Genomic DNA, 25,979 nt, shown 5'->3' on the forward strand with positions numbered 1-25,979 from the left:
GGTGACCCGCCTCGCATCAGAAACACTGCGGAAGCCGGTGGACAGGTCAAGGCGATGCCTTCAGCCCGGATGCGGGAGATCTTTCTTCGTGCCTATTGACCACGGCGGCGAAATGGTGACCCATTTTCGCTTGATGCCGATGCCCTGCGCGAAGCCGCCGGCTACAGCGGCCGGCCGAAGTAGGCCCCGCCGCAACGCCGGCCACACGGTTTGCCAGTGGCCGGAAACACAAAGGGCACCGAAGGTGCCCCTTGCTGATTCACGGACAGCGGCGGTTCCTGGTCATTCGCCGTCGGAACCCGCGTACATCACGTTCTTCACCCTGCCACGCTCGTCGGCCAGGCAGTCCCACGGCGCGGGACCGCGGGAACCCGGCACCATCACGGTCACCGCGATGCCGGACTGCCCCTTGCCGACGTTGCCGATGCTCAGCTTCGATTGCGCAACCCCGACTTCCGCCGCCACCGCCTTCAGGCAGGCCGTGCGAGCTGCGGCGAAATTGCCGCCTGCGGGCGCCGCGGCACTGGCACCGCCGGCCACGCCGATCTTGATCGTGTACGGCACCGCCTCGCCACGGCGCGCGGACGCGCGCATCTGGAACACCTGCACGGTGTAGGTTCCGTTGGCGGGCAGCTTGCCCGACCACGGGCTACCCACGAAGCCGGAGCCCATCGCCTCGGACTGGCCGGGGACGTGGCCCGGCGCGAACACGTTGAAATTGGCGTTGCTGCTGCCGGTGATCGAAACCGTCATGGTCTGGCCGGCACGCGCCCCGATGGTGTACTGGACGCTGTCATACCCGCTGAAATTGCCTTTCAGGGTGGCGCTGGAAGCTCCCTTGGCGAAATGTACCGGGAGCTTGGTGACCTTATCGGCAGCCACCGCCGAGCCGCAGAGCAACAGGGCCAACACCAGAGCACGAGCCGCGTAGCGCATGACCACACTCCTGATGGAAAGTGGCATTACGCTACGCCCTCCCGGACCGGGCGCGCAACCGCGCATGCCGCAGTGTCCGCCGGATTCAGGCGCCGGACCGCAATCGGAATCGGCTTCCCGACCTCACCCGCACTTGCTATATCCACAATTCAAACAAGTCGCGCAGCCATCCATCAGCACCAGCGCCTTGGTGCTGCACTTGTGGCACATGGTCGCGCTGGGCGGGAAGCTGGCGCCGTCGCCGGTGACCTGGATGTCCTCGGGGCGCTGCTCGGACGCGGCCAGCATGGCCCCGCCCATCTCGCCCGCTTCGGCTACGTCAGTGTTTTTTTTTGAGCGGCTCTCGAACGCGCGGCGCTTCTCCGCGATCAGCGCGCGGGTGTGCTCGCTCATCTCCGGGTCGTGCAGCATGCCGATCGACTTCAGGTGGTCCTCGACGATGCTGCCCAGCTCGGCCACCAGCGACGGCATGTACACGCCGCCGGCCTTGAAGTAACCGCCGCGCGGGTCGAACACCGCCTTCATCTCCTCCACCAGGAAGGTGACGTCGCCGCCCTTGCGGAACACGGCGGACATGATGCGGGTGAGCGCCACGATCCACTGGAAGTGCTCCATCGACTTGCAGTTGATGAAGACCTCGAACGGGCGGCGGTGCTCGTGCTCGGTGCCGGCGTTGAGCACGATGTCGTTGATGGTCACGTACATGGCGTGCTCCACCAGCGGCGACTTGATCTTGTAGGTGCTGCCGACCAGGACCTCCGGGCGCTCGATGCGCTCGTGCATCTGGATGACGTTGTCCACGGGCTCCGCGGCGGGCGCGGCCTGCGGCTGCTGCGCGGCGTCGGCGCGCGCGGCTTCCTTGGCCTTGTCCTCGGCGGTGACGACGGCGTAGCCCTTGATTTTCTTGTCGATCCTGACGGCCATTGCGGTTCCGGTGCGTGGGTTGCGGTGGTGGGTCGGCGTGCGGGTGGAGCATGCGGGCGCGGGGCCCGCCGGCGCCCCCTCCCGGGCGGGAGGGGGCGCGGGTGGATCACTTCTTCTTGGCGGCCTTCTTCGCGGCCTTCTTGGCCGGCGCCTTCCTGGCGGCGGCCTTCTTGGCCGGCGCCTTCTTGGCGGCGGCCTTCTTGGCCGGTGCCTTCTTGACCGCCTTCTTCACCGCCGCCTTCTTGGCGGTGGCCTTCTTGGCGACCTTCTTGGCGGCCTTCTTCACCGCGGCCTTCTTGGCGGTCGCCTTCTTCGCGACCTTCTTGGCGGCCTTCTTCGCCGCGGTCTTCTTGCCGGCGACCTTCTTCTTCAGGCTGGCCACTTCCTTCTTGGCCTCGGCGCTGGCCGACGCGAGCTTCTTCTTGGCGTTGGCGACGGTCTTCTTGACCGCCTTCTTCGCCTTGCCCACTTCGGTCTTGACCTTCTTCTCGGCGGACTTGGCGGCCTTCTTCGCCTTCGCCACGGTGGCGCTGGCGGTGCTGGCCACGGCGCCGCCGATCTCGGCGGCCTTTTCCTTGACGCTGTCGGCGGCGTCGGACAGCGTCGCCGTCACTCCGTTTCCGTTGCTCATGTGCCCTCCTCGTCGGGCATTGGGTGGGTGGGTACTACAGCGCGATCCTATACCCGGAAACGGCGTCCGTGCAGCGTGACGAATGCACGCCGGCGACGGCCGCGCCGGACCGGTCAGAACTTGCCGTAGTACCCCTCCTTGAGCGCGTCGAACAGGTTGGCCGCGGTGTGCAGTTCGCCGTCGTACTCGATCTGCTCGTTGCCCTTGACCTCGATGACCTGGCCGTCCTCCAGCTCGAAGCGGTAGGTGGTGTTCTCGAGGTCGGCTTCCTTGACCAGCACGCCCTGGAACGCGGCGGGGTTGAAGCGGAAGGTGGTGCAGCCCTTCAGGCCCTGCTGGTAGGCGTAGCGGTAGATGTCCTTGAAGTCCTCGTACGGGTAGTCGGTGGGGACGTTCGCGGTCTTGGAGATCGAGGAATCCACCCACTTCTGCGCCGCGGCCTGCACGTCCACGTGCTCCTTCGGGCTGATGTCGTCGGCGCTGATGAAGTAGTCCGGCAGCCTGGCGGCGGCGTCCTCGGCGTACGGCATCGCCTTCGGGTTGACCAGTTCGCGGTAGGCCAGCAGCTCGAAGCTGTAGACGTCCACCTTCTCCTTGGTCTTCTTGCCCTCGCGGATCACGTTGCGGCTGTAGTGGTGGGCGAAGCTGGGCTCGATGCCGTTGCTGGCGTTGTTGGCCAGGCTCAGCGAGATGGTGCCGGTGGGCGCGATCGAGCTGTGGTGGGTGAAGCGGGCGCCGACCTCGGCCAGCTCCTCGACCAGCTCCGGGGCGACCTCGGCCACGCGCTGCATGTAGCGGCTGTACCTGGCATGCAGCAGCTTGCCCTCGATCTGCTGGCCGACCTTCCAGCCGTCGCGGACCATCTCGGGGCGCTTGCGCAACATCTCGGCGGTGACGGTGAACGCCTCCTCCATGATCGGCGCCGGGCCCTTCTCGCGGGCCAGCGACAGGCCGGTTTCCCAGCCGGCCACCGCCATGTCGCGGGCGATGCGCTCGGTGAACTCGCAGGATTCCTGGCTGCCGTACTTCATCCGCAGCATGGTCATGGTGCTGCCCAGCCCCAGGAAGCCCATGCCGTGGCGGCGCTTGCGCAGGATCTCGTCGCGCTGCTGCTGCAGCGGCAGGCCGTTGACCTCGACCACGTTGTCCAGCATGCGGGTGAACACGCGCACCACTTCCTTGTATTCCTCCCAGTCGAACGTGGCCTGGTCGGTGAAGGGGTGCTTGACGAACTTGGTGAGGTTGACCGAACCCAGCAGGCAGGCGCCGTAGGGCGGCAGGGGCTGCTCGCCGCAGGGGTTGGTGGCGCGGATGGTCTCGCACCACCAGTTGTTGTTCATCTCGTTGACCTTGTCGATCAGGATGAAGCCCGGCTCGGCGTAGTCGTAGGTGGAGACCATGATCATGTCCCACAGGTGGCGGGCGCGGATGTGCCCGTACACCTTGCAGGCCACCAGGCCGTCGTCGCGCACGATGTAGTTCTTGTGGGTGGGCCATTCGCGCCACACCACCTGCGCGGCGTCCTGCAGGTCGAGGTCGCCGGACTCCTGCGCGTTGATCGGGAACACCAGCGGCCAGTCGGTGTCGTGCTCCACCGCCTGCATGAAGCCGTCGGTGATCAGCAGCGAGAGGTTGAACTGGCGCAGGCGCCCGTCCTCGCGCTTGGCGCGGATGAAGTCCTTCACGTCCGGGTGCGAGACGTCGAAGGTGCCCATCTGCGCGCCACGGCGGCCACCGGCGGAGGACACGGTGAAGCACATCTTGTCGTAGATATCCATGAACGACATCGGGCCGCTGGTGTAGGCGCCGGCGCCCGCGACGAACGCGCCCTTCGGGCGCAGCGTGCTGAATTCGTAGCCGATCCCGCAGCCTGCCTTCAGGGTCAGGCCGGCCTCGTGGACCTTGTCGAGGATGCCGTCCATCGAGTCCTGGATGGTGCCGGACACGGTGCAGTTGATGGTCGAGGTGGCGGGCTTGTGTTCCTGCGCGCCGGCGTTGGAGGTGATGCGGCCGGCCGGGATCGCGCCGCGGCGCAGCGCCCAGGTGAAGCGCTCCATCCAGTACTGCTGCAGCTCGACGGTGGGCTCGGCGTCGGCCAGCGCCTTGGCGACGCGCTTGTAGGTGCCGTCGATGTCGGCGTCGAGCGACTGGCCCTGCTTGGTCTTCAGCCGGTACTTCTTGTCCCAGATGTCGACCGATGCCGGCTGCATCGGGATGTCCTGCTTTGCGTCCGTGGCCACCGCTTCCAACCTCGCCGTGCTCATGCTCGTGTGCGCTCCTGTCCTTGTACCCGCGCGGCCGTGCCGCGGTCGTGTGTGCTGGTCGCCGTCGCGGGGGCGACGACGGGGCCACGCGCCCGAGGCACGCCGCCGTTGTCTGGTTTGTCTGTCCGCATCCCCATCCTGCGCCGCTCCCCAACGGACGCCGAACCATGTTTCGTGAAACACAACGCTTGGGTTTGTTTCACGCTACCAACCACAAGATGTAGTGGAGGCGCGGGAAACGACCATAGCCAGCGCCCGCGGCGAAGTCAACGCCGGGACCGGGTGGAAATCCCCTTGATTTCCGGGCATGCCGGCTGACACGCGCATGCCGCTTCGATTTCACCGAAGATTCAAGCGCGCCGGCCGAAAGTGTGAATGCGCGCCGACCGGCGCCGCCCCGATGCCCGCCCCCGGAGTCCTGCCGCAATGCAGCATTCGTCGCCCCCGACCGCCCCCCGTTCCAGTGCCCGCCGCACCCTGCTGGCGCTCACCGCCGCCGCCGCGTTCGGCGGTTTCGCCGCCACCGGCATGCAGCTGATGCTGGACCGGCCCGCCGCGGCGGAACCCGCGCCGCCGGCCACCGCCGCCACCGTGCCGGCCGCGGCCGCGCTGCCCAACGTGGTCAACGGCACCCCGATGCCCTCGCTGGCGCCGATGCTCAAGCGCGTGCTGCCCGCGGTGGTCAGCGTCAACACCGAGCAGCGCGTGCGGGTGAACACCCCGTTCGGCGACGACCCGGTGTTCCGCCGGATGTTCGGCATCCCCGAGGAGCGCATCGCGCGCTCGCTGGGCTCGGGGGTGATCGTGGATGCGCAGCGCGGCTTGGTGCTGACCAACAACCACGTGGTCGAGAACGCCGACGCGGTGCAGGTGCAGCTGGCCGACGGGCGCACGGTCAAGGCCGAGTTCCTCGGCTCCGACCCCGACACCGACGTCGCCCTGATGCGCATCCCGGCGCAGAACCTGGTCGCGATCCCGCTGGCCAACAGCGACCAGCTGCAGATCGGCGACTTCGTGGTGGCGATCGGCAATCCGTTCGGCGTGGGCCAGACGGTGACCTCGGGCATCGTCTCCGCGGTCGGCCGCAACAACCTGCCGGGCGCGGGCTACCAGAACTTCATCCAGACCGACGCCAGCATCAACCCCGGCAATTCCGGCGGCGCGCTGGTCAACCTCAACGGCGAGCTGGTCGGCATCAACACCGCCAGCTTCAACCCGCGCGGCTCGATGGCCGGCAACATCGGCCTGGGCTTCGCGATCCCGGCCAACCTCGCCAACAGCATCAAGAACCAGCTGCTGGCCGGCGGCGTGGTCCGCCGCGGCACCCTCGGCATCGACAGCCAGGACGTGGACGCGCGCATCGCCAAGGGCCTGGGCCTGGCCGAGACCCGCGGCGCGGTGGTGACCCGGGTGTACCCGGGCTCGGCGGCGGCGGATGCCGGCCTGCGCGTCGGCGACGTGATCCTGTCCGCCAACGGGCAGGCGATCGCCAACGCGGAGGCGCTGCGCAACTTCCAGGGCCTGCAGGCGCCGAACGCACGGGTGGTGCTGGACGTGCGCCGCGAAGGCAAGCCGCTGCAGGTCACCACCGGCCTGCACGAGGCGCCGAAGGCGCTGGCCGGCACCCAGCTGGATCCGCGGCTGGCCGGCGCGAGTTTCGCCGAGCTGCCGGAGTCGCTGCGCCGCCAGGGCCTGTCGGGCGTGCTGGTGGAGTCGGTCGCGCGCGGCTCGCGCGCGGCGCAGAGCGGCCTGCGCGGCGGCGACGTGGTGCTGGCCTCCAGCGGCGGCGAGTTCAGCGACCTCACCGGCTTCCGCGCCGCGTTGCAGGACACGCCGGAGCAATTGGTGCTGCGCGTCCTGCGCGGCGGCGCCAGCGGTACCCTGTTGATGCGTTGACCCGGCCCGTGACGGCCGCGTCACGCGGCGGTTGCGATGCTGACCCTCCTGCCACCCCGCACCACGGAGTTCCCATGAGCACGAATACCGACGCCCTCAAGAGCAACCTGGGCGAAGCCGGCACCCACCTCAAGCAGGCCGCGGTCGCGGCTGGCGACGCGCTCAAGGGCGCGGCCTCCGCCGCCGGCGACGAGATGCGCCTGGGCAAGGCGCAGATGAAGTCGGAACTGGCCGACGGCGCGCTGGCAGGCCTGAGCGCCGCCGAGGTGCTGGGCGGCGCCACAGGCGAGCAGGTCGACGCGCTGATGGACAAGGGCCGCGACCTGGTCGACAGCGCCGCCGAACTGATCCGCGAGCGCCCGCTGGCCGCCTTCGGCGTGGCCTTCGCCGCCGGCTGGATCATCGCCAAGCTCGCCCGCAGCGACAAATAAGCCACGCGATGCGCGCCGACGGGGAAGACGGCCCGCGCCCGGGCCCGGAGGCGCCGCCACCGGGCCTGGAGGCATCGCTGCGCGCGCTCGGCGCGGAAGGCCGTGCCGGCCTGAAGGCGGCCGGCGATGTCGCCAAGGCGCTGCGCATCCTGGTCGCCGCCGACATCTCCCTGGCGCGCAGCGCGTTCGGCCGGACGCTGGCGCTGACCGGCGTGGCGATCGCCTTCGGTGCCTCGTCGTGGCTGCTGCTGATGGCGGCGCTGATCGTCGGCCTCAGTCGCGGGCTGGGCATGCCGTGGGCGCTGGCCTTGCTGCTCACCGCGGTGCTCAGCATCGGCGTCACCGTCGCCGCCGCCTGGGGCGCATCGCGCTACTTCGAACACACCCGGCTCAAGGCCACGCGCCGCCAGCTGGGCCGCCTCGGCTTCGGCGAACTCGCCGACCTCCTGCCCGATCCCGACAGCCCCGAATCCACCGAGGCCGCCGCGCGCCGGGTCGCCGAGGCGCAGGCCGGCGATCCGCTGAAGAAGGGCCTCGGCGTGGACGTGACCCCGCCATGAGCTTCGATGCCCTGATCGCCAAGGTCCGCCAGGCCGAGGACGCGCTGGAAGCCTCCGAGCGCAGGACCGCCACGCAATGGCGGCAGGTCGCCACGACCTGGCGCAGTGCGTGGACGCCCGGCCGCATCGTGGTCGCCGGGCTCGCGTTGGGCTTCCTGACCGGGCGCGCGCAACCGCTCAAGCTGGCCGGCAGCGGCGGCCTGCTCAACCTGGTCACCGCCCTGTCCGGGCTGTTCGCCAGCGCCGGTGCGCAGGCCGCGGCCGACGACGCCAGCGATGCGGCCGATGCCGCCGCCACCGCCGCCGATGCGGCGAACGCCACGCCCGTCGAATGACCGCCGACACGCCACCTGACGCCGCGCCACAGCCGGCGCCCGCGCCTGCCGCGCCCACCAGCGCGCCGAGCCAACGCCCGCGCCCGCGCGCGCCGCTCTCGCTGGTGGTGCTGGCGGTGCTCGCGGTCGGCTACACCCTGTGGATCACCCAGGAAGTCGTGTTGCCGGTGTTGCTGGCGATGTTCTTCGCGCTGGTGGGCAATCCGATCATCCGCGTGCTGCAGCGCCTGCACGTGCCGCGCTTCCTCGGTGCGCTGGCGGTGCTGTGCGGCGGCATCGCGCTGGCGGTGCTGCTGGCGCAGCAACTGGTGCAGCCCGCCGGCGAATGGATCCGCGAGGCCCCGCGCGAGTTGCGCAGCCTGGCGCCGAAGGTGCAGAAGCTGATCAAGCCGGTGCAGGAGGCGAACAAGGCCGCGGAGAACATCGCGCGCGCCGCCGGCGGCGAGAACACCGCGCGTCCGGCGCAGGTGGTGAAGACCGAGGTCAACGACCCGTACCGCTCGCTGACCGCGACGCCGATGCTGGTGGCCTCGATCCTCGCGGTGGTGCTGCTCACGTTCTTCTTCATGGTGTTCGGCCAGGACCTGCAGCGCAAGGCGATCGCGCTATTGCCCGACCGCCAGAAGAAGAAGCTGACGGTGGAGATCCTGCAGGCGATCGAGACCGAAGTCAGCCGCTACGTGCTGACCATCAGCATCATCAATGCGGTGGTCGGGCTGGTGTTCGCCGCCGCCCTCCACCTGCTGCTCGGCGTGCCGATCGACGAGGCGCTGCTGTGGGGCACGATGGCCGCGCTGCTCAACTTCGCGCCCTACGTCGGCCCGCTGATCGGCATCGTGGCGATGCTGCTGATGGGCTTCGCCAGCTACGACGCGCCGCTGCAGGCGCTCGCCCCGGCGGCGATCTACCTGGGCCTGCATACGCTGGAAGGGCAGATCGTCACCCCGATCGTGCTCGGCCGGACCATGGCGATCTCGCCGCTGGTGCTGATCCTCGGGCTGATGGTGTTCGGCAGCCTGTGGGGCATCGTCGGCCTGCTGCTCGCGGTGCCGCTGCTGGTCTGCGTGAAGATCGTGCTGGCGCGCGTCGAAGGCATGGAAGGCTGGGCACGCCTGCTGGAGTGAGCCGGCGCGGGGCTGGCCCTACAATGCGCGGGTGCAGCACGCCATCCGCGCCATCACCCTCGACCTCGACGACACCCTGTGGCCGTTCGCGCCGATCGGCGAACGCATCGAGACCGCCCTGCACGCCTGGTTCGAGGCGCACAGCCCGCTGACCGCCGCGCGCTTCCCGATCGAGGAGATGCGCGCGCTGCGCCTGCAGGTGCACGCCGAGCATCCCGAGCACGCGCACGACCTCGGCCTGCTGCGGCGGCTGACCATCCAGCGCGCGTTGCGCGACAGCGGCGGCGACATCGCGCTGGCCGACGCCGCGCATGCCTGCTTCTTCCGCGAACGCAATCGCGTGGATTTCTACGACGATGCGCTCGAGGGCCTCGCGCGGCTGGCGCGGTTGCGCCCGCTGGCCGGATTGACCAACGGCAACGCGGACCTCGCCGCGGTCGGCATCGACGCGCACTTCGCGTTCAACCTCAGCGCCTGCCAGCACGGCGTGCCCAAGCCGGACCCCGGCATCTTCCACGCCGCGTGCGCACGCCTGGGCCTGGCCCCGCACGAGGTACTGCACGTCGGCGACCATCCGCACATCGACGTCGCCGGCGCCGCCGCGGCCGGCCTGCGCACCTGCTGGATCGACCGCGGCGACCACGCCTGGCCCGACGAGCTGCCGCCCGCCGACCTGCACGTGCACACCCTGACCGCGCTGGCCGACTGGCTCGACGCCCTGCCCGAGGATCCCCCCACATGACCCTGCCCGCCGGTTTCGCCCGCACCGCCGACGCCCCCGCGCCCTTGCCGCTGTACGTGGTCGACCGCGGTGGCTTCGCCGCCTGGCGCGACGCGCAACCGCCCGCGGTGCAGGCATGGCTGGCCGCGCAACGCTTCGATGGCAGCGCCGACACCGCGGTCAGCTGGGCGAACGCGGACGGCGGGCTCGCCGGCGCGGCGATCGGCATCGGCGATCCACTCGACCCGTTCGCGTACGCGCATGCGCCGCTGGCGCTGCCGGGCGGCGACTGGCAGGCAGTGGCGACGCGCGACGAGGACGCGCAGCGCGCGCTTCAGCTGGGCTGGGGGTTCGGCTGCTACCGCTTCGACCGCTACAAGGCGAACAAGCGCGCGCCGGCCCGGCTGGTCGCCGATGCCTTCGACGCCGAGGCGCTGGACCTGCTCGCCGCCTGCGTGCAGGTGCGCGACCTGGTCAACACGCCGACCGAACACATGGGCCCGGACGAACTCGAGGCCGCCGCGCGCGCGCTGGCCGAGCGCCATGGCGCTCGGCTCGAGGTGGTGGCGGGCGACGACCTGCTGGCGCGCAACTACCCGGCGATCCACGCGGTCGGCCGCGCCTCGCATCGCGCGCCGCGGATCATCGAACTCGCGTGGGGCGACCCCGCGCATCCGCATGTCGCGCTCTGCGGCAAGGGCGTGTGCTTCGACACCGGCGGGCTGGACCTCAAGGCCGCCGCCGGCATGCGCAACATGAAGAAGGACATGGGCGGCGCCGCGCATGCGTTGGCGCTGGCCGGGCTGGTGATGGCGCGCGCGCTGCCGCTGCGCATCACCCTGCTCATCGCCGCGGTGGAGAACGCGGTCGGCCCGAACGCGTTCCGCCCCGGCGAGGTGATCGCCACCCGCACCGGCGCCAGCATCGAGATCGACAACACCGATGCCGAAGGCCGGCTGGTGCTCAGCGACGCACTGGCCCGCGCCTGCGAACTCGGGCCGGACCTGGTGCTGGACTTCGCCACCCTGACCGGCGCCGCGCGCATCGCGCTGGGCCCCGACCTGCCGGCGCTGTACGCCAACGACGACGCGCTGGCCAACGACTGGCTGGCCGCCGGCCAGCAGGCGCGCGACCCGTTATGGCGGATGCCGCTGTGGCGGCCCTACCTGCGCTACCTCGCCAGCGGCATCGCCGACCTCGCCAACGGCAGCAGTTCGACCATGGCCGGCAGCGTCACCGCCGCGCTGTTCCTGGAACGCTTCGTGCGCGACGGCCAGCGCTGGGCGCACGTCGACGTGTACGCGTGGAACGACAGCGACCGCCCGGGCAAGCCTGCCGGCGGCGAGGCGCAGGGCCTGCGCGCGGCGTACGCGCTGTTGAAGGCGCGGGCGGGCGGCCCGCGCTGAGCCCGACGCTCAGCGTAGCCAGCCGCGGCCCGCGGCCTTGCGCGCGAACGACCACAGCAACAGGCCGATCATGGCGATGCCGACCGGCAGGCCAGCGCCGGCACTGCCGGTGAGGGCCCAGGTCGGGGTGAGCGCATAGGTCGCGCCGAACTGGACCAGGATGCCGAGCAGCGAGAGCAGCAGCACCGGCTCCGCCCAGCGTCGCCCCAGCAGCAGCCCCAGCGAGCCGATCGCGCCACCGAGCGTGGCGATCGCGAACGGCACGAAGATCCAGCGCGGCATCGCCGCCGCGATCTGCTGCTGCGCCTGCGGCCAGGTCGCGATGACCTCGGGCCCGGCGGTGAAGTGGACGTAGAACGAGTACAGCCCGACCACGTTCCACAGCAGGGCCAGCGCGGCCACCAGCACGAACCACATCGGGCGTTGCGTCGTCGCCATCGCGTCTCCCCCCTGTTGTCCGCAGCGGCGAGCCTAGCGCGCGCAGGGCCGCGACGCATGCCGCGCTGCGGCGCCTACAACCAGCCCTTCTGCCGCGCGAGCCGATGCGCCTCGATGCGGTTGCCGACGCCGAGCTTGCCGATCGCCTCGGACAGGTAGTTGCGCACGGTGCCCTGCGAGAGGTTGAGGCGCTGCGCGATCTCGCCGGCGGACAGGCCTTCGCCAGCCAGGCGCAAGGCCTGGCGTTCGCGATCGTTGAGCGGATCGGCCTCGCCCCAGGCTTCCAGCGCCAGTTGCGGGTCGATCGCGCGGCCGCCGCGATGCACCTTGCGCAGCGCCTCGGCCAGTTGCTCGGCGGGCGCGTCCTTCAGCAGGTAGCCGCACACCCCGGCATCCAGCGCGCGGCGCAGGAAGCCGGCGCGCGCGAACGTGGTCACGATCACCACCTTGACCGGCAACTGCTGGCGCTGGATGCGCTGCGCGAGTTCCAGCCCGGTCAGCCCGGGCATCTCGATGTCGGTGACCAGCAGGTCGGGTTGCAGGCGCTGCAGGTCGCGCCAGGCCGCTTCGCCATCGGCAGCGGCGCCGACCACCTCGAGGTCGGACTCCAGCCCGAGCAGCGCGGCCAGCGCGCCGCGCAACATCGCCTGGTCTTCCGCGAGCAGCAGCCGGATCACGCGCCGGCCGCCTGTTGCACCGGCATCGCCGATGCGTCGTCGCCACCGGCGAGGAAGGCCGAGCGCGCCGCCTCGCGCCACGGCACGCGCACCTGCAGGCGGGTGCCGCCACCACGCGGCGCGTGCACCAGCAGGCTGCCGCCGAGCGCGCGGATGCGGTCGCGCATGCCGGCGATGCCGTTGCCTTCCACGTCGATGCCGCCGCGGCCATCGTCCTCGATGCGCAGCTCCAGCATCTCGCCGCTGCGCGCGAAGGCCACGCGGGCGTGGCGCGCACGCGCATGCCGGGCGATGTTGGTGACCGCCTCGCGCAGCACCAGCGCCAGCCCTGCCTCGAGCTCGGGCGGCAGCGACGCCGGCGGCGGCTGGTAGTCCAGCGCGACCTGCGAGGAATCCAGCATCAGCCGCGCCGAGGCAAGTTCCGCCGCCAGGTCCACCGCGCGGATCCCGGTCACGGCGCTGCGCACCTCGGCCAAGGCATGCCGCGCCACCCGCTCGGCTTCCTCCAGGTGCAGGCGCGAGGCCGCGGCGTCGCGGTCGGCCAGCTTGCGCGCGAGCTCCAGCTTCAGCGCGATCAGCGACAGCGTGTGCCCCAGCAGGTCGTGCAAGTCGCGGCCGATGCGCTCGCGCTCGGCGGTCGCGGCGAGCCGGCGCACCTCGTCTTGCGACAGCCGCAACGCGGCCTCGCGCGCGTGCGCGGTGTGCTCGACGTTGACGATGATGCCGATCACCAGGGTCATCGCAGGCACCCAGACCCACATCTGCCACGGATAGCCGATCTGCCAAGCGGCGACGATGTACACCGCGTTCAAGGCCAGCACCTGACCGAGGTAGGGCAGCAGCGCGAGCTGGCGGCGGCCGGTGTGGAGCATCACGCAGCCGAACACGAAGTAGCTCAGCCCCGCCGGGTACCAGGGCAGCAACACCAGGCACAGCGCGACCATGCCTAGGGCATAGCGCTTGGCCGCATGCGCCGGGGCCAGCAACACCATCGCGTACAACCACAGGAACACCGGGTAGGACAGGCCGGTGAGCACCGCCCAGCGCGCGGTGAAGCCGCCGCCGAACATCGGGGTCAGGAACACCCACACCGTCCACAGCAGGTGCACCCCCTCCGACCACGGCGACTTGCCGCTGCGCAGCGCATCGGCCACGGCGGAGTCGGGCGCGGGCGCCATCCAGCGACGCAGGGAGGCGATCGGGTGCATGCGCGGATGCTACTGCAAGCCCGGCTCAGCCATGCCGGCGCAGGCGTCGCGCGGCAAGCAGCAGGAAACCCAGCGCGAACCCGGCCAGCGCGAGCACGTGCGCCACGGTGGCGCCCCGCGACGGCATCCCCACCGCGTCCTGCGCGAGCTGGTTGAGGTGGTAGCTCGGCCAGATCCACGCGATGTCAAGCAGCGTGCCCTTCAGCGGGAACCACAACCCCGACAGGAAGGCCATCGGCAGGTACAGCATGTTGATCAGCGCCGGCGCGCCCTGGCCGCGCACCAGGGTGCCCAGCAGCAGGCCCATGGCACTGAACGGCAGCACGCCGAGGACGCCGACCGCGAACAGGCGCGCGACCTGCGCCGCCGACAGCACGACCCCCGCCGCCTGGGTGGCGAGCAGCAGCAACAGCGAGACGATGGCCGCGGCCACCACCATCGCCATCGCCATCTTACCGAGCAGGTAGGCCGCCGGCGGCATCGGCAGGGCGCGCTTGAGCACCAGCAGGCCGTTGTCGCGCTCCAGCGCCAGCGACACCCCGAAGCCGAACAGCCCGGGCGCCATCACCCCGAAGCTGGTGTAGGAGGCCAGCAGGTAGGCGGCGATGTCGAGGCCGCCGCGCTTGCCGCCCATCAGGATCCCGAACATCACGTAGAACACCACCGGGAACAGGATGGTGGGCAGCAGGAAGCCGGGGCTGCGCAGGTAGCGCAGCACTTCGCCGCGGGCCTCCTCGAGGTAGGCGCGCAGCACGCGCCTGCGCGGCATCTCGGCATAGGCCGGGCGTTCGGAGAGGACGGACAGGTCGAGGCGGTGCGGGGTCATGCGGCCTCCGGCAGCGTGGCGGGATCGCGGGTGAGTTCGGTGAAGGCTTCGGCGAGGCCGGCGGCGCGCACTTCCAGCGAGGACAAGGCGGGATCCTCGGCGAGCAGACGGCGCACCAGGCGCTCGGGGACCTCGGTGGCCAGGCACAGGCGCTCGCCCTCGCGGCTGGCCTCGGCGACCTCGTCCCACTCGGCGACGCGGGCCAGCGGCAGGGCGGTCGTGCACCACACGCGCTTGCGCGCGATCCGTGCGCGCAGTGCATCGACGCTGCCTTCGCTCACGATGCGACCGCGCGCGAGCACGCACACGCGGTCGGCCAGCGCTTCGGCTTCCTCCAGGTAATGCGTGGTCAGCACCACCCCGCAGCCCTCGCCGACCAGCCGGCGGATCGCCGCCCACAGGCCTTGCCGGGCCTCGATGTCCATGCCCACGGTGGGCTCGTCGAGGAACAGCAGGCGCGGCCGGCCGCACAGCGCCAGCGCGAACTGCACGCGCCGCTGCTGGCCCCCGGACAGCTTGCCGTAAGGTCGGGCGAGCAGGTCCTCGATGCCGGCGATGGCGGCGGCCTCGGCCACGCTGCGCGGGGTCGGGTAGTAGCTGGCGGCCTGGCGGATCAATTCGCCCACCCGCAGGGTCGGCGGCAGGTCGGCATCCTGCAGCATCACCCCCACGTGCCTGCGCAGGCGGATGTCCTGGGGGTCGCCGCCGAACAGCGTGGCCTGCCCGGCATCGGCGCGCAGCAGGCCCAGCAGCAAGCCGATCGCGGTGGTCTTGCCCGCGCCATTCGGCCCCAGCAGGGCCAGCAACTCGCCGCCGCGCAGCACCAGGTCCACCCCGTCCAGCGCCTGCAACGCACCGTAGCGCTTGCGCACGCCCTGCAACCGCGCCATCGCCTCGCCCTGCCCCTGCATCGGCCCGTCTCCGTGGAAGTCGCGGCCATGCTGCGCGGCCGCCAGCCGCGGCGATACGCGCAGGCATCAGCGAAAGCGCATGACAGCCATCACATGACGCGCCGCGCCGCGCGGCTTAGCCTGCATCGCCATGGGACACCGCGGGGCGCATGGCGCATGCCATCACGCTCGGTCACACTCTCCCGCCTCCCATTCGCTTGCAGGACCGTTCGATGAGCAGCAATGCCGATCTGCTGAAATCGCTGAAGATCGACCGCAACGCGGCGCCGCCCCCGGCCCCGCGCACGGGCCTGTGGATCGGGCTGGCGGTGGCCGGCGCGGTGCTGCTCGCGGCCGGCGGCTGGTTCGCGTTCGGGCGCGGCAAGGACCTCGAGGTGCGCACCGCCGACGTGGTGGCGATCGGCAACGGCAACGGCAACGCCAGCGCCTCGGTGCTGGATGCCACCGGCTACGTGGTCGCGCGGCGGATGGCGACGGTCTCGGCCAAGGTCACCGGGCGCGTGCGCGACGTGCGCATCGAGGAGGGCCAGCGGGTCGAGGAAGGGCAGGTGCTGGCCACGCTGGACCCGGTCGATGCCGACGCCCAACGCGCGCTGGCGGCCTCGCAGGTCAACGCCGCGCAGAGCCAGATCGGCAGCGTGCAGGCGCAGCTGAAGGAAGCCGAGGCGAACGCCGCCCGGCTCGGTGCGCTGGTCGGGCAGAAGCTGATCAGCCGCGCCCAGTACGAACAGTCCGTGGCCGCGCGCGACGCCCTGCGCGCCCAGCTCGCGACCGCGCAACGCAACGCGCAGGTGGCGCGCGACGGCCTGCGGATCGCCGACAACGGGGTCGACAACACCGTGGTGCGCGCGCCGTTCGCCGGCGTGGTGATCGCCAAGTCGGCGCAGCCCGGCGAGATCGTCTCGCCGCTGTCGGCCGGCGGCGGCTTCACCCGCACCGGCATCGGCACCATCGTCGACATGCAGTCGCTGGAGGTCGAGGTCGAGGTCGGCGAGGCCTTCATCGGCCGGGTCAAGCCGGGCATGCCCACCGAAACCATCCTCAACGCCTACCAGGACTGGAAGATCCCGGGCAAGGTGATCGCGATCATCCCCACCGCCGACCGCGGCAAGGCCACGGTCAAGGTGCGCGTGGGACTGGACGCCAAGGGCGATCCGCGCATCGTGCCCGACATGGGCGCGCGGGTCGGCTTCCTCGAGGACGCCAAGCCGGCGCAGGCCGCCAAGCCGGGCGTGCTCGCGCCCGCCGCCGCCATCGTGCAGCGCGACGGCAAGGACGTCGCCTTCGTGGTGGTCGACGGCAAGGCGATGCAGCGCACGCTGGCTTTGGGCCGCACCCTCGGCGAGGACCGCGAAGTGCTGCAGGGCCTGGCCGGCGGCGACGCGGTGGTCCTCGATCCGCCCGAACAACTCGTCGACGGCGTCCGCGTGCAGCCCGCGCGTGAGGATGCGGACGCCGACGCGAACAACGACTGACACGCCCCGCCACGGAGCCCGCCATGACCGCACTCGTCCGCATCCGCAACCTGTCCAAGACCTATCGCCGCGGCCCGGAAGAGGTGCACGTCCTGCATGGCATCGACCTCGACATCGCCGAGGGCGACTTCGTCGCGCTGATGGGGCCGTCGGGCTCCGGCAAGACCACCCTGCTCAACCTGATCGGCGGGCTGGATTCGCCCACCGCGGGCGAGATCGCGGTCGCCGGCCAGCGCATCGACGCGATGAGCGGCGGCCAGCTGGCGCAATGGCGCAGCGACCACGTCGGCTTCGTGTTCCAGTTCTACAACCTGATGCCGACCCTGACCGCGCAGAAGAACGTCGAGCTGCCGCTGCTGCTGACCAAGCTGTCGTCGGCGCAGCGCAAGCGCAACGCCGAGGTCGCGCTGGAGCTGGTCGGCCTGAAGGACCGCGGCAAGCATCGCCCGGCGGAGCTATCGGGCGGCCAGCAGCAGCGCGTGGCGATCGCCCGCGCGATCGTCTCCGATCCCACCCTGCTGATCTGCGACGAACCCACCGGCGACCTCGACCGTGCCTCCGCGGAGGAAATCCTGGGCTTGCTGCAGACGCTCAACCGCGAGCACGGCAAGACCATCGTGATGGTCACCCACGACCCCAAGGCCGCGGAGTACGCCACCCACACCCTGCACCTGGACAAGGGCAACCTGGTCGGCGACGCCGACCTCGCGGCCTGACGGGAGCGCGCGATGAAATACCTGCACCTGATCTGGGCCGCGCTGTTCCGCAGCAAGACCCGCACCCTGCTGACCCTGCTGTCGGTGGTCGCCGCGTTCCTGCTGTTCGGGATGCTCGACTCGGTGCGGGTGGCCTTCAATTCCGGCGGCCAGGTCAGCGGCGCCAACCGCATGATCACGATGTCGCGGCTGTCGATCACGCAGATGCTGCCGTACAGCCTGGATGCGCAGGTGCGCGCGGTGCCCGGCGTGCGCAAGGCGGCGTACGCGGCCTGGTTCGGCGGCGTGTACCGCGACATGAACAACTTCTTCCCGAACTTCTCGGTCAGCCCGGACTACCTGGACCTGTACCCCGAGTTCAAGCTGCCCGCGGCGCAGAAGGCGGCGTGGCTGGCCGACCGCCGCGGCGCCATCGTCGGCGAGACCCTGGCCAAGCGCTTCGGCTGGAAGGTCGGCGACACCATCCCGCTGCAGGCGACGATCTTCCCGACCGGCGGCAGCAACGACTGGTCGTTCACCCTGCGCGGCATCTATCGCGTCGAGGATCCGAAGCAGAAGGGCCAGGAGCAGATCCTGTTCTTCCACTGGAAGTATTTCGACGAGGCCAACGACTACGTGAAGGGCCGCGTCGGCTGGTGGGTGGTGGAACCCACCGGCGCCGATGCCGCCAACCGCGTGGCCAAGGCGGTCGACAAGCTCAGCGAGAACTCCGACCACGAGACCAAGACCCAGAGCGAGGCCGCGTTCAACCAGAGCTTCGCCAAGCAGTTCGCCGACATCGGCCTGATCGTCACCGCGATCATGGGCGCGGTGTTCTTCACCCTGCTGCTGCTGACCGGCAACACCATGGCGCAGGCGGTGCGCGAACGCATCCCCGAACTGGCGGTGCTGAAGACGATCGGTTTTTCCAACAACAGCGTGCTGTGGCTGGTGCTCGCCGAGTCGGTGCTGCTGGTGGTGCTGGGCGGTGCGCTGGGGTTGGCGATCGCGGCCGGGATCATGCCCGCGGTCAGCGCGGCCAGCGGCGGCATGGTGCAGCTGCCCACGGTGCTGCCGCAGACCTGGGCGGTCGGCCTGGGCCTGGCGATGCTGATCGGCGTGGTGGTCGGCCTGCTGCCGGCGCTGCGCGGGATGCGGCTGAACATCGTCGATGCGCTGGCCGGCCGATAAGGGAGTACGCCATGACACGTTTCAAGGGATTCTTCGCCGGCCTGCTGACCATCGTCCTGCTCGCGCTGGCGCTGGGCGCCTGGATCGCGTTGCCGTGGTTCGCGGTGCTCGGCGTGGCGGTGGCCGTCGGGCTGTGGCTGCTGCTCACCCGCAGCGGCCGGCTGGCGCGCGAGGCGGCGAAGATCGGCATCGCCGGCCTGCCGCAACGCTGGGGCGCCTCGCTGGTGATCGTGGTCGGCATCGCTGGCGTGGTCGGCGTACTGGTCGCGATGCTGGCGATGGGCGAGGGCTTCAAGGCCACCCTCAACAAGACCGGCGGCGAGGACAGCGCGATCATCCTCCGCGCCGGCTCGCAGGCCGAGACCAATTCGGTGGTGACCCGCGACCAGGCGCCGCTGGTGGGCGGACTGGCCGGCATCGCGCGCGGGCCGGATGGGCGCGCGCTGGCCTCGCCCGAGCTGTCGCAGGTGGTGAACCTGCCCTCGATGGCCGACGGCACCGACGCCAACGTGCAGTTCCGAGGCGTGGGTCCGGCCGGCTGGGCGATCCGCCCGCAGCTGAAGATCGTCGAAGGCCGCAAGTTCGAGCCCGGCCTGCGCGAGATCGTGGTCGGCCGCGGCGCGCAGACCCAGTTCCGCGGGCTGGAGGTGGGCAAGCAGCTCAAGCTCGCCAACCAGACCTGGACCGTGGTCGGCGCGTTCCAGTCCGGCGACTCGCACGACTCCGAGCTGTGGGCCGACGCCGACGTGCTCGGCCCGGCGTACCAGCGCCAGGCGTTCCAGTCGATCACCGTGAAGCTGGACGGCAAGGACGGCTTCAAGCGGCTGAAGGCCGCGCTGGCCGCCGACCCGCGCCTGAAGCTGGACGCCGAGACCACCCGCGCCTACTACAGCAAGCAATCGGCGCAGCTGGAGAAGCTGATCCGCATCCTCGGCATCGTGATCGGCACGATCATGGCGATCGGCGCGGTGTTCGGCGCGCTCAACACGATGTACGCCGCGGTCGCCGGCCGCGCGCGCGAGATCGCCACCCTGCGCGCGCTCGGCTTCCGCGGCCTGCCGGTGGTCGCCGCAGTGATGCTGGAAACTATGCTGCTGGCCCTGCTCGGCGGCCTGCTCGGCGCCGCCATCGCCTGGCTGGTGTTCAACGGCTACACGGTCAGCACGCTGGGGCAGAACTTCAGCCAGGTGGTGTTCCAGTTCCGGGTCTCGCCCGAGCTGCTCTGGACCGGGCTGAAGTGGGCGCTCGGCATCGGCCTGGTCGGCGGCCTGTTCCCGGCCTTGCGCGCCGCGCGCCTGCCGGTCACCGAGGCGCTGCGCGCCGCCTGATCGCTCAGGCGGGGGCGAGCCTGCCGCGCCGTGCGCGCAGCAGGCCGTCGGCGGCGAAGATCGCCAGCGCCAGCCAGATGCAGGCGAAGCCGACCAGGCGCTCGCGGTCGAACGGCTCGCGGAACACCAGCACCCCGATCAGGAACTGCAGGGTCGGCGCGATGTACTGCAGCAGGCCCACGGTCGCCAGCGGGATGCGTCGCACTGCATACGCGAAGCCGACCAGCGGCAGCGCGGTGACGATGCCGCCCAGCACCAGCAGGGCGCTCGCGGCGGCGCCGTAGCCCGCGCCGAACCCGCCACCCCCGTGCGCTTCGGTCCACGCCAGCAGCGCGATCGCGGGCAGGAACAGGTAGGCGCTCTCGACGCCCAGCCCGGCCACCGCATCCACGTGCGCGAGCTTGCGCACCACGCCGTACAGGCCGAACGACGCGGCCAGCGCCAGCGCGATCCACGGCACCTGGCCGTAGCGCACCGCCAGCCACAGCACGCCGGTGGCCGCGACCGCGACCGACAGCCACTGCAGCGGGCGCAGCCGCTCGCGCAGGAACAGCACGCCGATCAGCACGTTGAGCAGCGGGTTGATGAAGTAGCCCAGCGCGGTCTCCACCACGTGCCCGGCATTCACCGCCCAGATGTACAGGCCCCAGTTGAACGCGATCAGCACGCCGCTGAGCGCCAGCATCCACCCCAGGCGCGGGCCGGCCAGGGTCCGCCGCAGCCAGCCGCGGCCGTCGCGCCACAGCAGGTAGGCACCCACGAACAGCGTGCTCCAGGCGATCCGGTGCAGCACGATCTGCAGCGACGGCACCACCTTCAGCAGGTGCCAGTACAGCGGCATCACGCCCCACAGCACGTAGGCGCCGACCGCGACCCACATGCCGCGGCGATCGACCGGGTTCATTTCGGACGCGCCTTCGCCACGGTGATCGCGACCACGCCCAGCAGGATCACGCCCATCGCCAGCAGCTCGTGCTGGCCGAAGCGCTCGCCGGCCAGCCACGCGCCGAGCGCCACCGCGATCGCCGGGTTCACGTAGGCATAGCTGCCGGCCAGCGCCGGGCGCACGTGGTGCAGCAGCCAGATGTAGGCGGAAAAGCCGATGATCGAGCCGAACACCACCAGGTAGGCGAACGCGGCGAGGCCGTGCGCGCTGGGCAGTCCGTCGAAGCGCTCGCCGATGGTCAGGCCCAGCACCAGCATGGCCGCGCCGCCGCACAGCATCTGCGCGGCGGAAGCCATGAACGGCGACGGCAGGTCGCGACCGCGACTCCAGATCGAGCCGAACGACCAGGCGATGGTCGCCACCAGCAGCGCCAGCATCCCGGCCCGCGAGGCGTTCAGGCTGCTGCCGGCATTGAGCCAGACCACGCCGACGAAGCCGATCGCCAGGCCCACCCATTCGATGCCGCTGGGCCGCTGACCGCGCATCGCCGCGAACACGCCCATCCACAGCGGCGCCGAGGCCACCGCCACCGCCGCCATGCCCGAGGACACCGATTTCTCGGCGAAGTTCACCATGCCGTTGCCGAGCACCAGCAGCAGCACGCCCATCACCGCGGCGTTGCCCCATTGCGCGCGGGTCGGTGCGGCCACCCCGCGCAGGCGCAGGAAGGCGAACACCAACCCGCCGGCGAGCAGGAAGCGGATGCCACCCAGCAGGAACGGCGGGAACCCGCCTTCCAGCGCGAAGCGAATGGCGAGGTAGGTGGAGCCCCAGATCAGGAACACCGCGGCCAACGCCAGGGCGACGCGAGGGGCGGGAGCGGTGGCGTGGTCCATGGCGGGCAGGGTCCGGGATGCGGGTCGCATGACACGCGACGGGCGCCCGAAGGCGCCCGTCGCGTGGTGGAAGGGAAAGCGGGCGGCGAGCGGTCAGTCCACCCAGTGCGCGGCGGTGCGCGATTCCGGCAGCACCTGTGCGGCCAGCTTCGCGTCCGCGCCCAGCAGGCCGACCGCGTCGGCGAGGATCGCCGCCGACTCGTGCAGCAGCGGGTCCGGCGCGTTCTTGGCGGCCTGGTCGCGGGCCGCATCCTTGGCGACGTCGCGTTCGTCGGCGAGCAGGCCGTCGTCGTTGCGCGCATCCGCCAGCGGGTCGCGGGCCAGGCCCAGCTTCTCGCGCTCGGCGATGCGCTGCTTGCGGCGCGCGTCGAACTTGTCGCGCTCGGCGCGGCGCTCGGCCTCGTTCAGCGACACCGACTTCTTCGCGCTTTCCTCGCGGAAGGTGCGCACGTCCTCGACCCACCACTGGAACTCGACGTCCTTGGCCACCCGCGCCTGGTGGCGCGCGCCGAGCGTGCCCAGCATCGCGCCGAAGTTGCCGTAGCGCACGTGCGGCGCGGCGGCGATGCGGGTCCACGGCAGCGCGTTGTCGTAGGTGCTCTCGCCGAATTCGCTGGCGTCCACGCTGGCCGGGAAGCTGACGTCCGGGACCACGCCCTTGTTCTGCGTGCTGCTGCCGTCCGGGCGGAAGAACTGGGCGATGGTCAGCTTGACCTGGCCGAAGCGCGGCTTCTCGTTGGCCGGCCAGCGGTCGAGGTCGACCATGTTCTGCACGGTGCCCTTGCCGAAGGTGGTCTCGCCGATCACCAGGCCGCGCCCGTAGTCCTGGATGGCGCCGGCCACGATCTCCGAGGCAGAGGCCGAACCGCGGTTGACCAGCACCGCCAGCGGCCCGTCCCAGGCCACGCCGGCGTCGCGGTCGTCCTCGACGCTGACCCGGCCGCCGGACTCGCGCACCTGCACCACCGGGCCCTGGTCGATGAACAGGCCGGTGAGCTCGATCGCCTCGCCCAGCGAACCGCCGCCGTTGTTGCGCAGGTCGAGCACCACGCCATCGACCTTCTGCGCGCGGAACTGCGCCAGCATCTTCGCGACGTCCTTCGTCGCCGAGGCGTAGTCGTCCTCGTTGCGGCGACGCGCCTCGAAGTCCTGGTAGAACCCCGGCAGCTTGACCACGCCGATGCGGCGCGCGGGCTGGCCGTTGGCGGCCGGCAGGGTGATCGTCTCCGCCTTGGCGCGCGCATCCTCCAGCCGGACCTTGGCGCGGGTCAGCACCAGCCGGTTCGGCTTGCTGTCCAGCGGCGCCTCGGCCGCGACCACGTCCAGGCGCACCTTGGAGGCGGCGGGACCGCGGATCAGCTGGACCACGTCGTCGATCCGCCAGCCCACCACGTCCTTCATCTCGCCGGAGGCGCCCTGGCCGACCGCGGTGATGCGGTCGCCCGGCTTCAACACGCCGCTGCGCGCGGCCGGTCCGCCGGGCACGATCTCGCGGATCAGCACGACATCGTCCTGGCGCTGCAGCACCGCGCCGATGCCTTCCAGCGAGTTCGAGATGGTGAGGTTGAAGTTCTCCGCGCTGCGCGGGGTCAGGTAGTCCGTGTGCGGGTCGATGGCGCCGGCGTAGGCGTTGAGGAAACTCTGGAACACGTCCTCGCCCTTGAGCTGGGCGATGTCGTCCACCGAATTCGCGTAGCGCTTGTCGAGGGTCTTGCGGATCTCGTCGGGCTGCTTGCCGGCAAGCTTCAGGCGCAGCCAGTCGTTCTTCACCGACTGCCGCCACAGCGCATCGAGCGCCGCGCCATCGGCCGCCCAAGGCGCGTCCTTGCGGTCGAAGGCGTAGCGGTCGGCGGCGGTGAAGTCGAAGCCGCCCTTCAGCAGCCCGCGCGCGTAGGCCAGGCGCTCGTTGGCGCGCTGCCGGTACACGCCGAAGATCGCCCAGGCCGGGGCGACGTCGCCGGACTTGATCGCATCGTCCAGGCGGTCCTGGTACTTGGCGAAGCCGGCCACGTCCTGCGCGGTGAAGAACACCTTGCCCGGGTCCAGCGCTTCGAGGTAGCGCTTGAGCACGTCGCGCGACAGCGCATCGTCCAGCGCGCGCGGGCGGTAGGCATAGCGGCTGTCGGACAGCAGGCCGTAGACCAGCCGCGAGGTGGTGGCCTGGTCGGGCGTGGGCCCGGCGGCGGGCAGCCCGCCATCGGCGCGCGCGAGCAACGCCAGCGGGGTGGCCAGGGCCAGGCCAAGGGTGAGGACGAGCAGGGTACGGGTGGGCTTCATCGGGATTCCGGGCGTGGGGCGCCGTGGTCGCGCAGGATGCGCCGGATTGCGACCCCGGCACAGTGCCGGAAGTTCGCCATCGGGCGCGTCCCCACTCTAACGGCGCGCCGCGAGCCTGTGTGAACGCCGCCCCGCCACGGGCGGGACGCAGCGTTGCGCGGCGTCAGGCGATGCCGGCGGCCTGGCGGTCGGCGTGGTAGCTGGAGCGCACCATCGGGCCGGAGGCGACGTGGCTGAAGCCCAGCGCGTTGCCGTAGTCCTCCAGCGCCTTGAACTCCTCGGGCGTCCAGTAGCGCAGCAACGGGTGGTGCGCGGGCGAGGGCTGCAGGTACTGCCCGATGGTCACCATCTCCACGTCGTGCGCGCGCAGGTCGCGCAACGTGGCTTCCACCTGCGCCATCGTCTCGCCCAGGCCGAGCATGATCCCGGACTTGGTGGGGATCCCCGGGTGGCGCGCCTTGAACTGCTTCAGCAGGTCCAGCGACCACTGGTAGTCCGCGCCCGGCCGCACGTTGCGGTAGAGGTCGGGCACGGTCTCGATGTTGTGGTTGAACACGTCCGGCGGCGACCCGGCCAGGATGTCCAGCGCGCGCTCCATCCGGCCCTTGCCGCGGAAGTCGGGGGTGAGGATCTCGATGCGGATCCCCGGCACCGCCGCGCGGGTTTCGCGGATGCAGTCGACGAAGTGCTGGGCGCCGCCGTCGCGGAGGTCGTCGCGGTCGACGCTGGTGACCACCACGTACTTCAGGCCCATGTCGGCGATGGTCTGCGCCAGCCGGCGCGGCTCGTCGGCGTCCAGCGGCTTGGGCCGGCCGTGGGCGACGTCGCAGAAACTGCAGCGGCGGGTGCACACGTCGCCCATGATCATGAAGGTGGCGGTGCCGTGACCGAAGCATTCGTGGATGTTCGGGCAGCTGGCGTCCTCGCAGACCGTGACCAGGCGGTTCTCGCGCAGCTTGGCCTTGAGCGCCTGCACCGCGTTGCCGCTGGGGATGCGCACGCGGATCCAGCCGGGCTTGCGCAGGACCGGCGCTTCGACGAACTCGACCGGCGAGCGTCCGATCTTGTCCTCGGCCACCTGGCGCACGCCCGGCTCCAGCGACGCGGCGGCGTCGGCGACGACGGCCAGGGGGATGCTGCGGGGGGGCGTGCTCATGCCGCGATTATCGCCGATGCCGGCTCAGGGCGTCGCCGCCAGCGCGGGCAGGCCGGCATCCTCGCGCAGCGCGAGGCCGAACTGCCGCGCCAGCTGCGCCAGCAGCACCGGCCGCACCGCATCCAGCGACGACGGTCCGCCGAGGTCGGACAGCGCGACCACCTGCAGGCCTTCGTAGCCGCAGGGGTTGATGCGCAGGAACGGGGCGGTGCTCTCGCCGGCGATATTGAAGGCCAGCCCGTGGAAACTGCAGCCGCGGCGCACGCGGATGCCGAGCGCGGCGATCTTGGCCCCGGCCACGTATACCCCGGGCGCGCCGTCCTTGCGTGCGCCCTCGATGTTCCATCCGGCGAGGGTGTCGATCACCGCCTGCTCGATCCTGCACACGTAGTCGCGCACGCCGATCTTCAGCCGCTTCAGGTCCAGCAGCGGATAGGCCACCAGCTGGCCGGGACCGTGGTAGGTGACCTGGCCGCCGCGATCCACATGGAGCACCGGGATCTCGCCCGGCATCAGCACGTGCTCGGGCTTGCCGGCCTGGCCGAGGGTGAACACGGGCTCGTGCTCGACGCACCAGAGTTCGTCCTCGGTGGCCTCGCCGCGCGCATCGGTGAACGCCTGCATCGCCCGCCACACGGGCTCGTAGGGCTGGCGGCCGAGGTCGCGGACGACCGCGGGGCGCGCGGCAACCTCCTCCCCTTGCGCGCAGCGCAGGGGGAGGCCGGGAGGGGGTTGGCTGTCGCCCATCAAGGCACCCCTCCCCAGCCCTCCCCTCCGCCTGCGGCGC

25 protein-coding genes are annotated in these 25,979 nt (G+C 71.1%); 11 read left to right on the plus strand and 14 right to left on the minus strand.

Features of this window, described 5'->3' with window-relative positions; all coding sequences use genetic code 11:
• Positions 1-282: 282 nt before the first annotated feature.
• The 4 genes from ON759_RS06595 to ON759_RS06610 all read right to left on the minus strand — a co-directional run bounded on the left by ON759_RS06595 (position 283) and on the right by ON759_RS06610 (position 4,755).
• Positions 283-936: a hypothetical protein gene (locus tag ON759_RS06595; protein ID WP_271679578.1), complete on the minus strand. Its 654-nt coding sequence runs from the start codon at positions 934-936 to the stop codon at positions 283-285.
• 123 nt (positions 937-1,059) lie between these two features.
• Positions 1,060-1,860, minus strand: a complete 801-nt coding sequence (locus ON759_RS06600) for a TSCPD domain-containing protein (protein ID WP_271679579.1) — start codon at positions 1,858-1,860, stop codon at positions 1,060-1,062.
• A gap of 106 nt (positions 1,861-1,966) precedes the next feature.
• Positions 1,967-2,491 carry a hypothetical protein gene (locus ON759_RS06605; RefSeq protein WP_271679580.1) on the minus strand — a complete coding sequence of 175 codons (525 nt, stop codon included), beginning with the start codon at positions 2,489-2,491 and terminating at the stop codon, positions 1,967-1,969.
• Between the two features lie 113 nt (positions 2,492-2,604).
• Positions 2,605-4,755, minus strand: coding sequence for an adenosylcobalamin-dependent ribonucleoside-diphosphate reductase (locus ON759_RS06610; RefSeq protein ID WP_271679581.1), 2,151 nt, complete (start codon positions 4,753-4,755; stop codon positions 2,605-2,607).
• A 426-nt stretch (positions 4,756-5,181) separates the two neighbouring features.
• On the opposite strand from ON759_RS06610, the gene ON759_RS06615 reads away from it, so the two are divergent.
• From ON759_RS06615 to ON759_RS06645, 7 genes are all read left to right on the plus strand, one after another.
• Positions 5,182-6,651 carry a Do family serine endopeptidase gene (locus tag ON759_RS06615; protein ID WP_271679582.1) on the plus strand — a complete coding sequence of 490 codons (1,470 nt, stop codon included), beginning with the start codon at positions 5,182-5,184 and terminating at the stop codon, positions 6,649-6,651.
• A gap of 74 nt (positions 6,652-6,725) precedes the next feature.
• Positions 6,726-7,082, plus strand: coding sequence for a hypothetical protein (locus ON759_RS06620; protein ID WP_271679583.1), 357 nt, complete (start codon positions 6,726-6,728; stop codon positions 7,080-7,082).
• An 8-nt stretch (positions 7,083-7,090) separates the two neighbouring features.
• Positions 7,091-7,642 carry a phage holin family protein gene (locus ON759_RS06625; protein ID WP_271679584.1) on the plus strand — a complete coding sequence of 184 codons (552 nt, stop codon included), beginning with the start codon at positions 7,091-7,093 and terminating at the stop codon, positions 7,640-7,642.
• The gene (locus ON759_RS06630; protein ID WP_271679585.1) at positions 7,639-7,977 is read left to right on the plus strand and encodes a hypothetical protein; all 339 of its coding nucleotides are present in this window, start codon (positions 7,639-7,641) and stop codon (positions 7,975-7,977) included. The genes ON759_RS06625 and ON759_RS06630 overlap by 4 nt, the downstream gene beginning before the upstream one ends.
• A complete protein-coding gene (locus ON759_RS06635; RefSeq protein ID WP_271679586.1) occupies positions 7,974-9,101 on the plus strand; it encodes an AI-2E family transporter in 1,128 nt (375 codons plus the stop codon). The genes ON759_RS06630 and ON759_RS06635 overlap by 4 nt, the downstream gene beginning before the upstream one ends.
• A gap of 31 nt (positions 9,102-9,132) precedes the next feature.
• Complete coding sequence (locus ON759_RS06640; RefSeq protein WP_271679587.1) at positions 9,133-9,843, plus strand: HAD family hydrolase; 711 nt, start codon at positions 9,133-9,135, stop codon at positions 9,841-9,843.
• Positions 9,840-11,228 (plus strand): leucyl aminopeptidase family protein, encoded by a 1,389-nt coding sequence (locus tag ON759_RS06645; RefSeq protein WP_271679588.1) that lies wholly within the window; start codon positions 9,840-9,842, stop codon positions 11,226-11,228. The genes ON759_RS06640 and ON759_RS06645 overlap by 4 nt, the downstream gene beginning before the upstream one ends.
• Before the next feature lie 9 nt (positions 11,229-11,237).
• On the opposite strand, the gene ON759_RS06650 is transcribed toward ON759_RS06645, so the two are convergent.
• From ON759_RS06650 to ON759_RS06670, 5 genes are all read right to left on the minus strand, one after another.
• The gene (locus tag ON759_RS06650) at positions 11,238-11,666 is read right to left on the minus strand and encodes a hypothetical protein (protein ID WP_271679589.1); all 429 of its coding nucleotides are present in this window, start codon (positions 11,664-11,666) and stop codon (positions 11,238-11,240) included.
• A 74-nt stretch (positions 11,667-11,740) separates the two neighbouring features.
• On the minus strand, positions 11,741-12,343 hold the full coding sequence (locus ON759_RS06655) for a response regulator (RefSeq protein WP_271679590.1): 603 nt from the start codon (positions 12,341-12,343) through the stop codon (positions 11,741-11,743).
• On the minus strand, positions 12,340-13,551 hold the full coding sequence (locus tag ON759_RS06660) for a sensor histidine kinase (RefSeq protein WP_271679591.1): 1,212 nt from the start codon (positions 13,549-13,551) through the stop codon (positions 12,340-12,342). The genes ON759_RS06655 and ON759_RS06660 overlap by 4 nt, the downstream gene beginning before the upstream one ends.
• Before the next feature lie 25 nt (positions 13,552-13,576).
• Positions 13,577-14,377 carry an ABC transporter permease gene (locus ON759_RS06665; protein ID WP_271679592.1) on the minus strand — a complete coding sequence of 267 codons (801 nt, stop codon included), beginning with the start codon at positions 14,375-14,377 and terminating at the stop codon, positions 13,577-13,579.
• The gene (locus tag ON759_RS06670) at positions 14,374-15,288 is read right to left on the minus strand and encodes an ABC transporter ATP-binding protein (protein ID WP_271679593.1); all 915 of its coding nucleotides are present in this window, start codon (positions 15,286-15,288) and stop codon (positions 14,374-14,376) included. Before ON759_RS06670 ends, ON759_RS06665 begins: the two co-directional genes overlap by 4 nt.
• Before the next feature lie 212 nt (positions 15,289-15,500).
• Here ON759_RS06670 and ON759_RS06675 point away from each other — a divergent pair, with 212 nt between their 5' ends.
• Genes ON759_RS06675 through ON759_RS06690 form a run of 4 tightly spaced genes read left to right on the plus strand, consistent with a single transcriptional unit; the run spans position 15,501 to position 19,977 of the window.
• Positions 15,501-16,763: an efflux RND transporter periplasmic adaptor subunit gene (locus ON759_RS06675; RefSeq protein ID WP_271679594.1), complete on the plus strand. Its 1,263-nt coding sequence runs from the start codon at positions 15,501-15,503 to the stop codon at positions 16,761-16,763.
• Positions 16,764-16,786: 23 nt separating this feature from the next.
• Complete coding sequence (locus tag ON759_RS06680; protein ID WP_271679595.1) at positions 16,787-17,479, plus strand: ABC transporter ATP-binding protein; 693 nt, start codon at positions 16,787-16,789, stop codon at positions 17,477-17,479.
• 12 nt (positions 17,480-17,491) lie between these two features.
• On the plus strand, positions 17,492-18,649 hold the full coding sequence (locus ON759_RS06685) for an ABC transporter permease (protein WP_271679596.1): 1,158 nt from the start codon (positions 17,492-17,494) through the stop codon (positions 18,647-18,649).
• A gap of 11 nt (positions 18,650-18,660) precedes the next feature.
• The gene (locus tag ON759_RS06690) at positions 18,661-19,977 is read left to right on the plus strand and encodes an ABC transporter permease (protein WP_271679597.1); all 1,317 of its coding nucleotides are present in this window, start codon (positions 18,661-18,663) and stop codon (positions 19,975-19,977) included.
• Positions 19,978-19,981: 4 nt separating this feature from the next.
• Here the strand turns inward: ON759_RS06690 and rarD are convergent, their stop codons facing one another.
• The 5 genes from rarD to lipB all read right to left on the minus strand — a co-directional run bounded on the left by rarD (position 19,982) and on the right by lipB (position 25,939).
• Positions 19,982-20,881, minus strand: a complete 900-nt coding sequence (gene rarD, locus ON759_RS06695) for an EamA family transporter RarD (protein WP_271679598.1) — start codon at positions 20,879-20,881, stop codon at positions 19,982-19,984.
• Positions 20,878-21,759: a drug/metabolite exporter YedA gene (yedA, locus tag ON759_RS06700; RefSeq protein ID WP_271679599.1), complete on the minus strand. Its 882-nt coding sequence runs from the start codon at positions 21,757-21,759 to the stop codon at positions 20,878-20,880. The genes rarD and yedA overlap by 4 nt, the downstream gene beginning before the upstream one ends.
• A 93-nt stretch (positions 21,760-21,852) precedes the next feature.
• Positions 21,853-24,036 carry a carboxy terminal-processing peptidase gene (locus ON759_RS06705; protein WP_271679600.1) on the minus strand — a complete coding sequence of 728 codons (2,184 nt, stop codon included), beginning with the start codon at positions 24,034-24,036 and terminating at the stop codon, positions 21,853-21,855.
• A gap of 163 nt (positions 24,037-24,199) precedes the next feature.
• On the minus strand, positions 24,200-25,192 hold the full coding sequence (gene lipA / locus ON759_RS06710) for a lipoyl synthase (protein ID WP_271679601.1): 993 nt from the start codon (positions 25,190-25,192) through the stop codon (positions 24,200-24,202).
• A 24-nt stretch (positions 25,193-25,216) separates the two neighbouring features.
• Positions 25,217-25,939: a lipoyl(octanoyl) transferase LipB gene (lipB, locus tag ON759_RS06715; RefSeq protein ID WP_271679602.1), complete on the minus strand. Its 723-nt coding sequence runs from the start codon at positions 25,937-25,939 to the stop codon at positions 25,217-25,219.
• Positions 25,940-25,979 lie beyond the last annotated feature (40 nt).

This window comes from Thermomonas mangrovi, from assembly GCF_028201335.1.
Classification (GTDB): domain Bacteria; phylum Pseudomonadota; class Gammaproteobacteria; order Xanthomonadales; family Xanthomonadaceae; genus Thermomonas; species Thermomonas mangrovi.

Bases quoted from the DNA above. Each gene is read 5' to 3' on its own strand.
- ON759_RS06595 (WP_271679578.1), bottom strand. From the start codon at position 936: ATGCGCTACGCGGCTCGTGCTCTGGTGTTGGCCCTGTTGCTCTGCGGC.
- ON759_RS06600 (WP_271679579.1), bottom strand. From the start codon at position 1,860: ATGGCCGTCAGGATCGACAAGAAAATCAAGGGCTACGCCGTCGTCACC.
- ON759_RS06605 (WP_271679580.1), bottom strand. From the start codon at position 2,491: ATGAGCAACGGAAACGGAGTGACGGCGACGCTGTCCGACGCCGCCGAC.
- ON759_RS06610 (WP_271679581.1), bottom strand. From the start codon at position 4,755: ATGAGCACGGCGAGGTTGGAAGCGGTGGCCACGGACGCAAAGCAGGAC.
- ON759_RS06615 (WP_271679582.1), top strand. From the start codon at position 5,182: ATGCAGCATTCGTCGCCCCCGACCGCCCCCCGTTCCAGTGCCCGCCGC.
- ON759_RS06620 (WP_271679583.1), top strand. From the start codon at position 6,726: ATGAGCACGAATACCGACGCCCTCAAGAGCAACCTGGGCGAAGCCGGC.
- ON759_RS06625 (WP_271679584.1), top strand. From the start codon at position 7,091: ATGCGCGCCGACGGGGAAGACGGCCCGCGCCCGGGCCCGGAGGCGCCG.
- ON759_RS06630 (WP_271679585.1), top strand. From the start codon at position 7,639: ATGAGCTTCGATGCCCTGATCGCCAAGGTCCGCCAGGCCGAGGACGCG.
- ON759_RS06635 (WP_271679586.1), top strand. From the start codon at position 7,974: ATGACCGCCGACACGCCACCTGACGCCGCGCCACAGCCGGCGCCCGCG.
- ON759_RS06645 (WP_271679588.1), top strand. From the start codon at position 9,840: ATGACCCTGCCCGCCGGTTTCGCCCGCACCGCCGACGCCCCCGCGCCC.
- ON759_RS06650 (WP_271679589.1), bottom strand. From the start codon at position 11,666: ATGGCGACGACGCAACGCCCGATGTGGTTCGTGCTGGTGGCCGCGCTG.
- ON759_RS06660 (WP_271679591.1), bottom strand. From the start codon at position 13,551: ATGCACCCGATCGCCTCCCTGCGTCGCTGGATGGCGCCCGCGCCCGAC.
- ON759_RS06665 (WP_271679592.1), bottom strand. From the start codon at position 14,377: ATGACCCCGCACCGCCTCGACCTGTCCGTCCTCTCCGAACGCCCGGCC.
- ON759_RS06670 (WP_271679593.1), bottom strand. From the start codon at position 15,288: ATGCAGGGGCAGGGCGAGGCGATGGCGCGGTTGCAGGGCGTGCGCAAG.
- ON759_RS06675 (WP_271679594.1), top strand. From the start codon at position 15,501: ATGAGCAGCAATGCCGATCTGCTGAAATCGCTGAAGATCGACCGCAAC.
- ON759_RS06680 (WP_271679595.1), top strand. From the start codon at position 16,787: ATGACCGCACTCGTCCGCATCCGCAACCTGTCCAAGACCTATCGCCGC.
- ON759_RS06685 (WP_271679596.1), top strand. From the start codon at position 17,492: ATGAAATACCTGCACCTGATCTGGGCCGCGCTGTTCCGCAGCAAGACC.
- ON759_RS06690 (WP_271679597.1), top strand. From the start codon at position 18,661: ATGACACGTTTCAAGGGATTCTTCGCCGGCCTGCTGACCATCGTCCTG.
- rarD (WP_271679598.1), bottom strand. From the start codon at position 20,881: ATGAACCCGGTCGATCGCCGCGGCATGTGGGTCGCGGTCGGCGCCTAC.
- yedA (WP_271679599.1), bottom strand. From the start codon at position 21,759: ATGGACCACGCCACCGCTCCCGCCCCTCGCGTCGCCCTGGCGTTGGCC.
- ON759_RS06705 (WP_271679600.1), bottom strand. From the start codon at position 24,036: ATGAAGCCCACCCGTACCCTGCTCGTCCTCACCCTTGGCCTGGCCCTG.
- lipA (WP_271679601.1), bottom strand. From the start codon at position 25,192: ATGAGCACGCCCCCCCGCAGCATCCCCCTGGCCGTCGTCGCCGACGCC.
- lipB (WP_271679602.1), bottom strand. From the start codon at position 25,939: ATGGGCGACAGCCAACCCCCTCCCGGCCTCCCCCTGCGCTGCGCGCAA.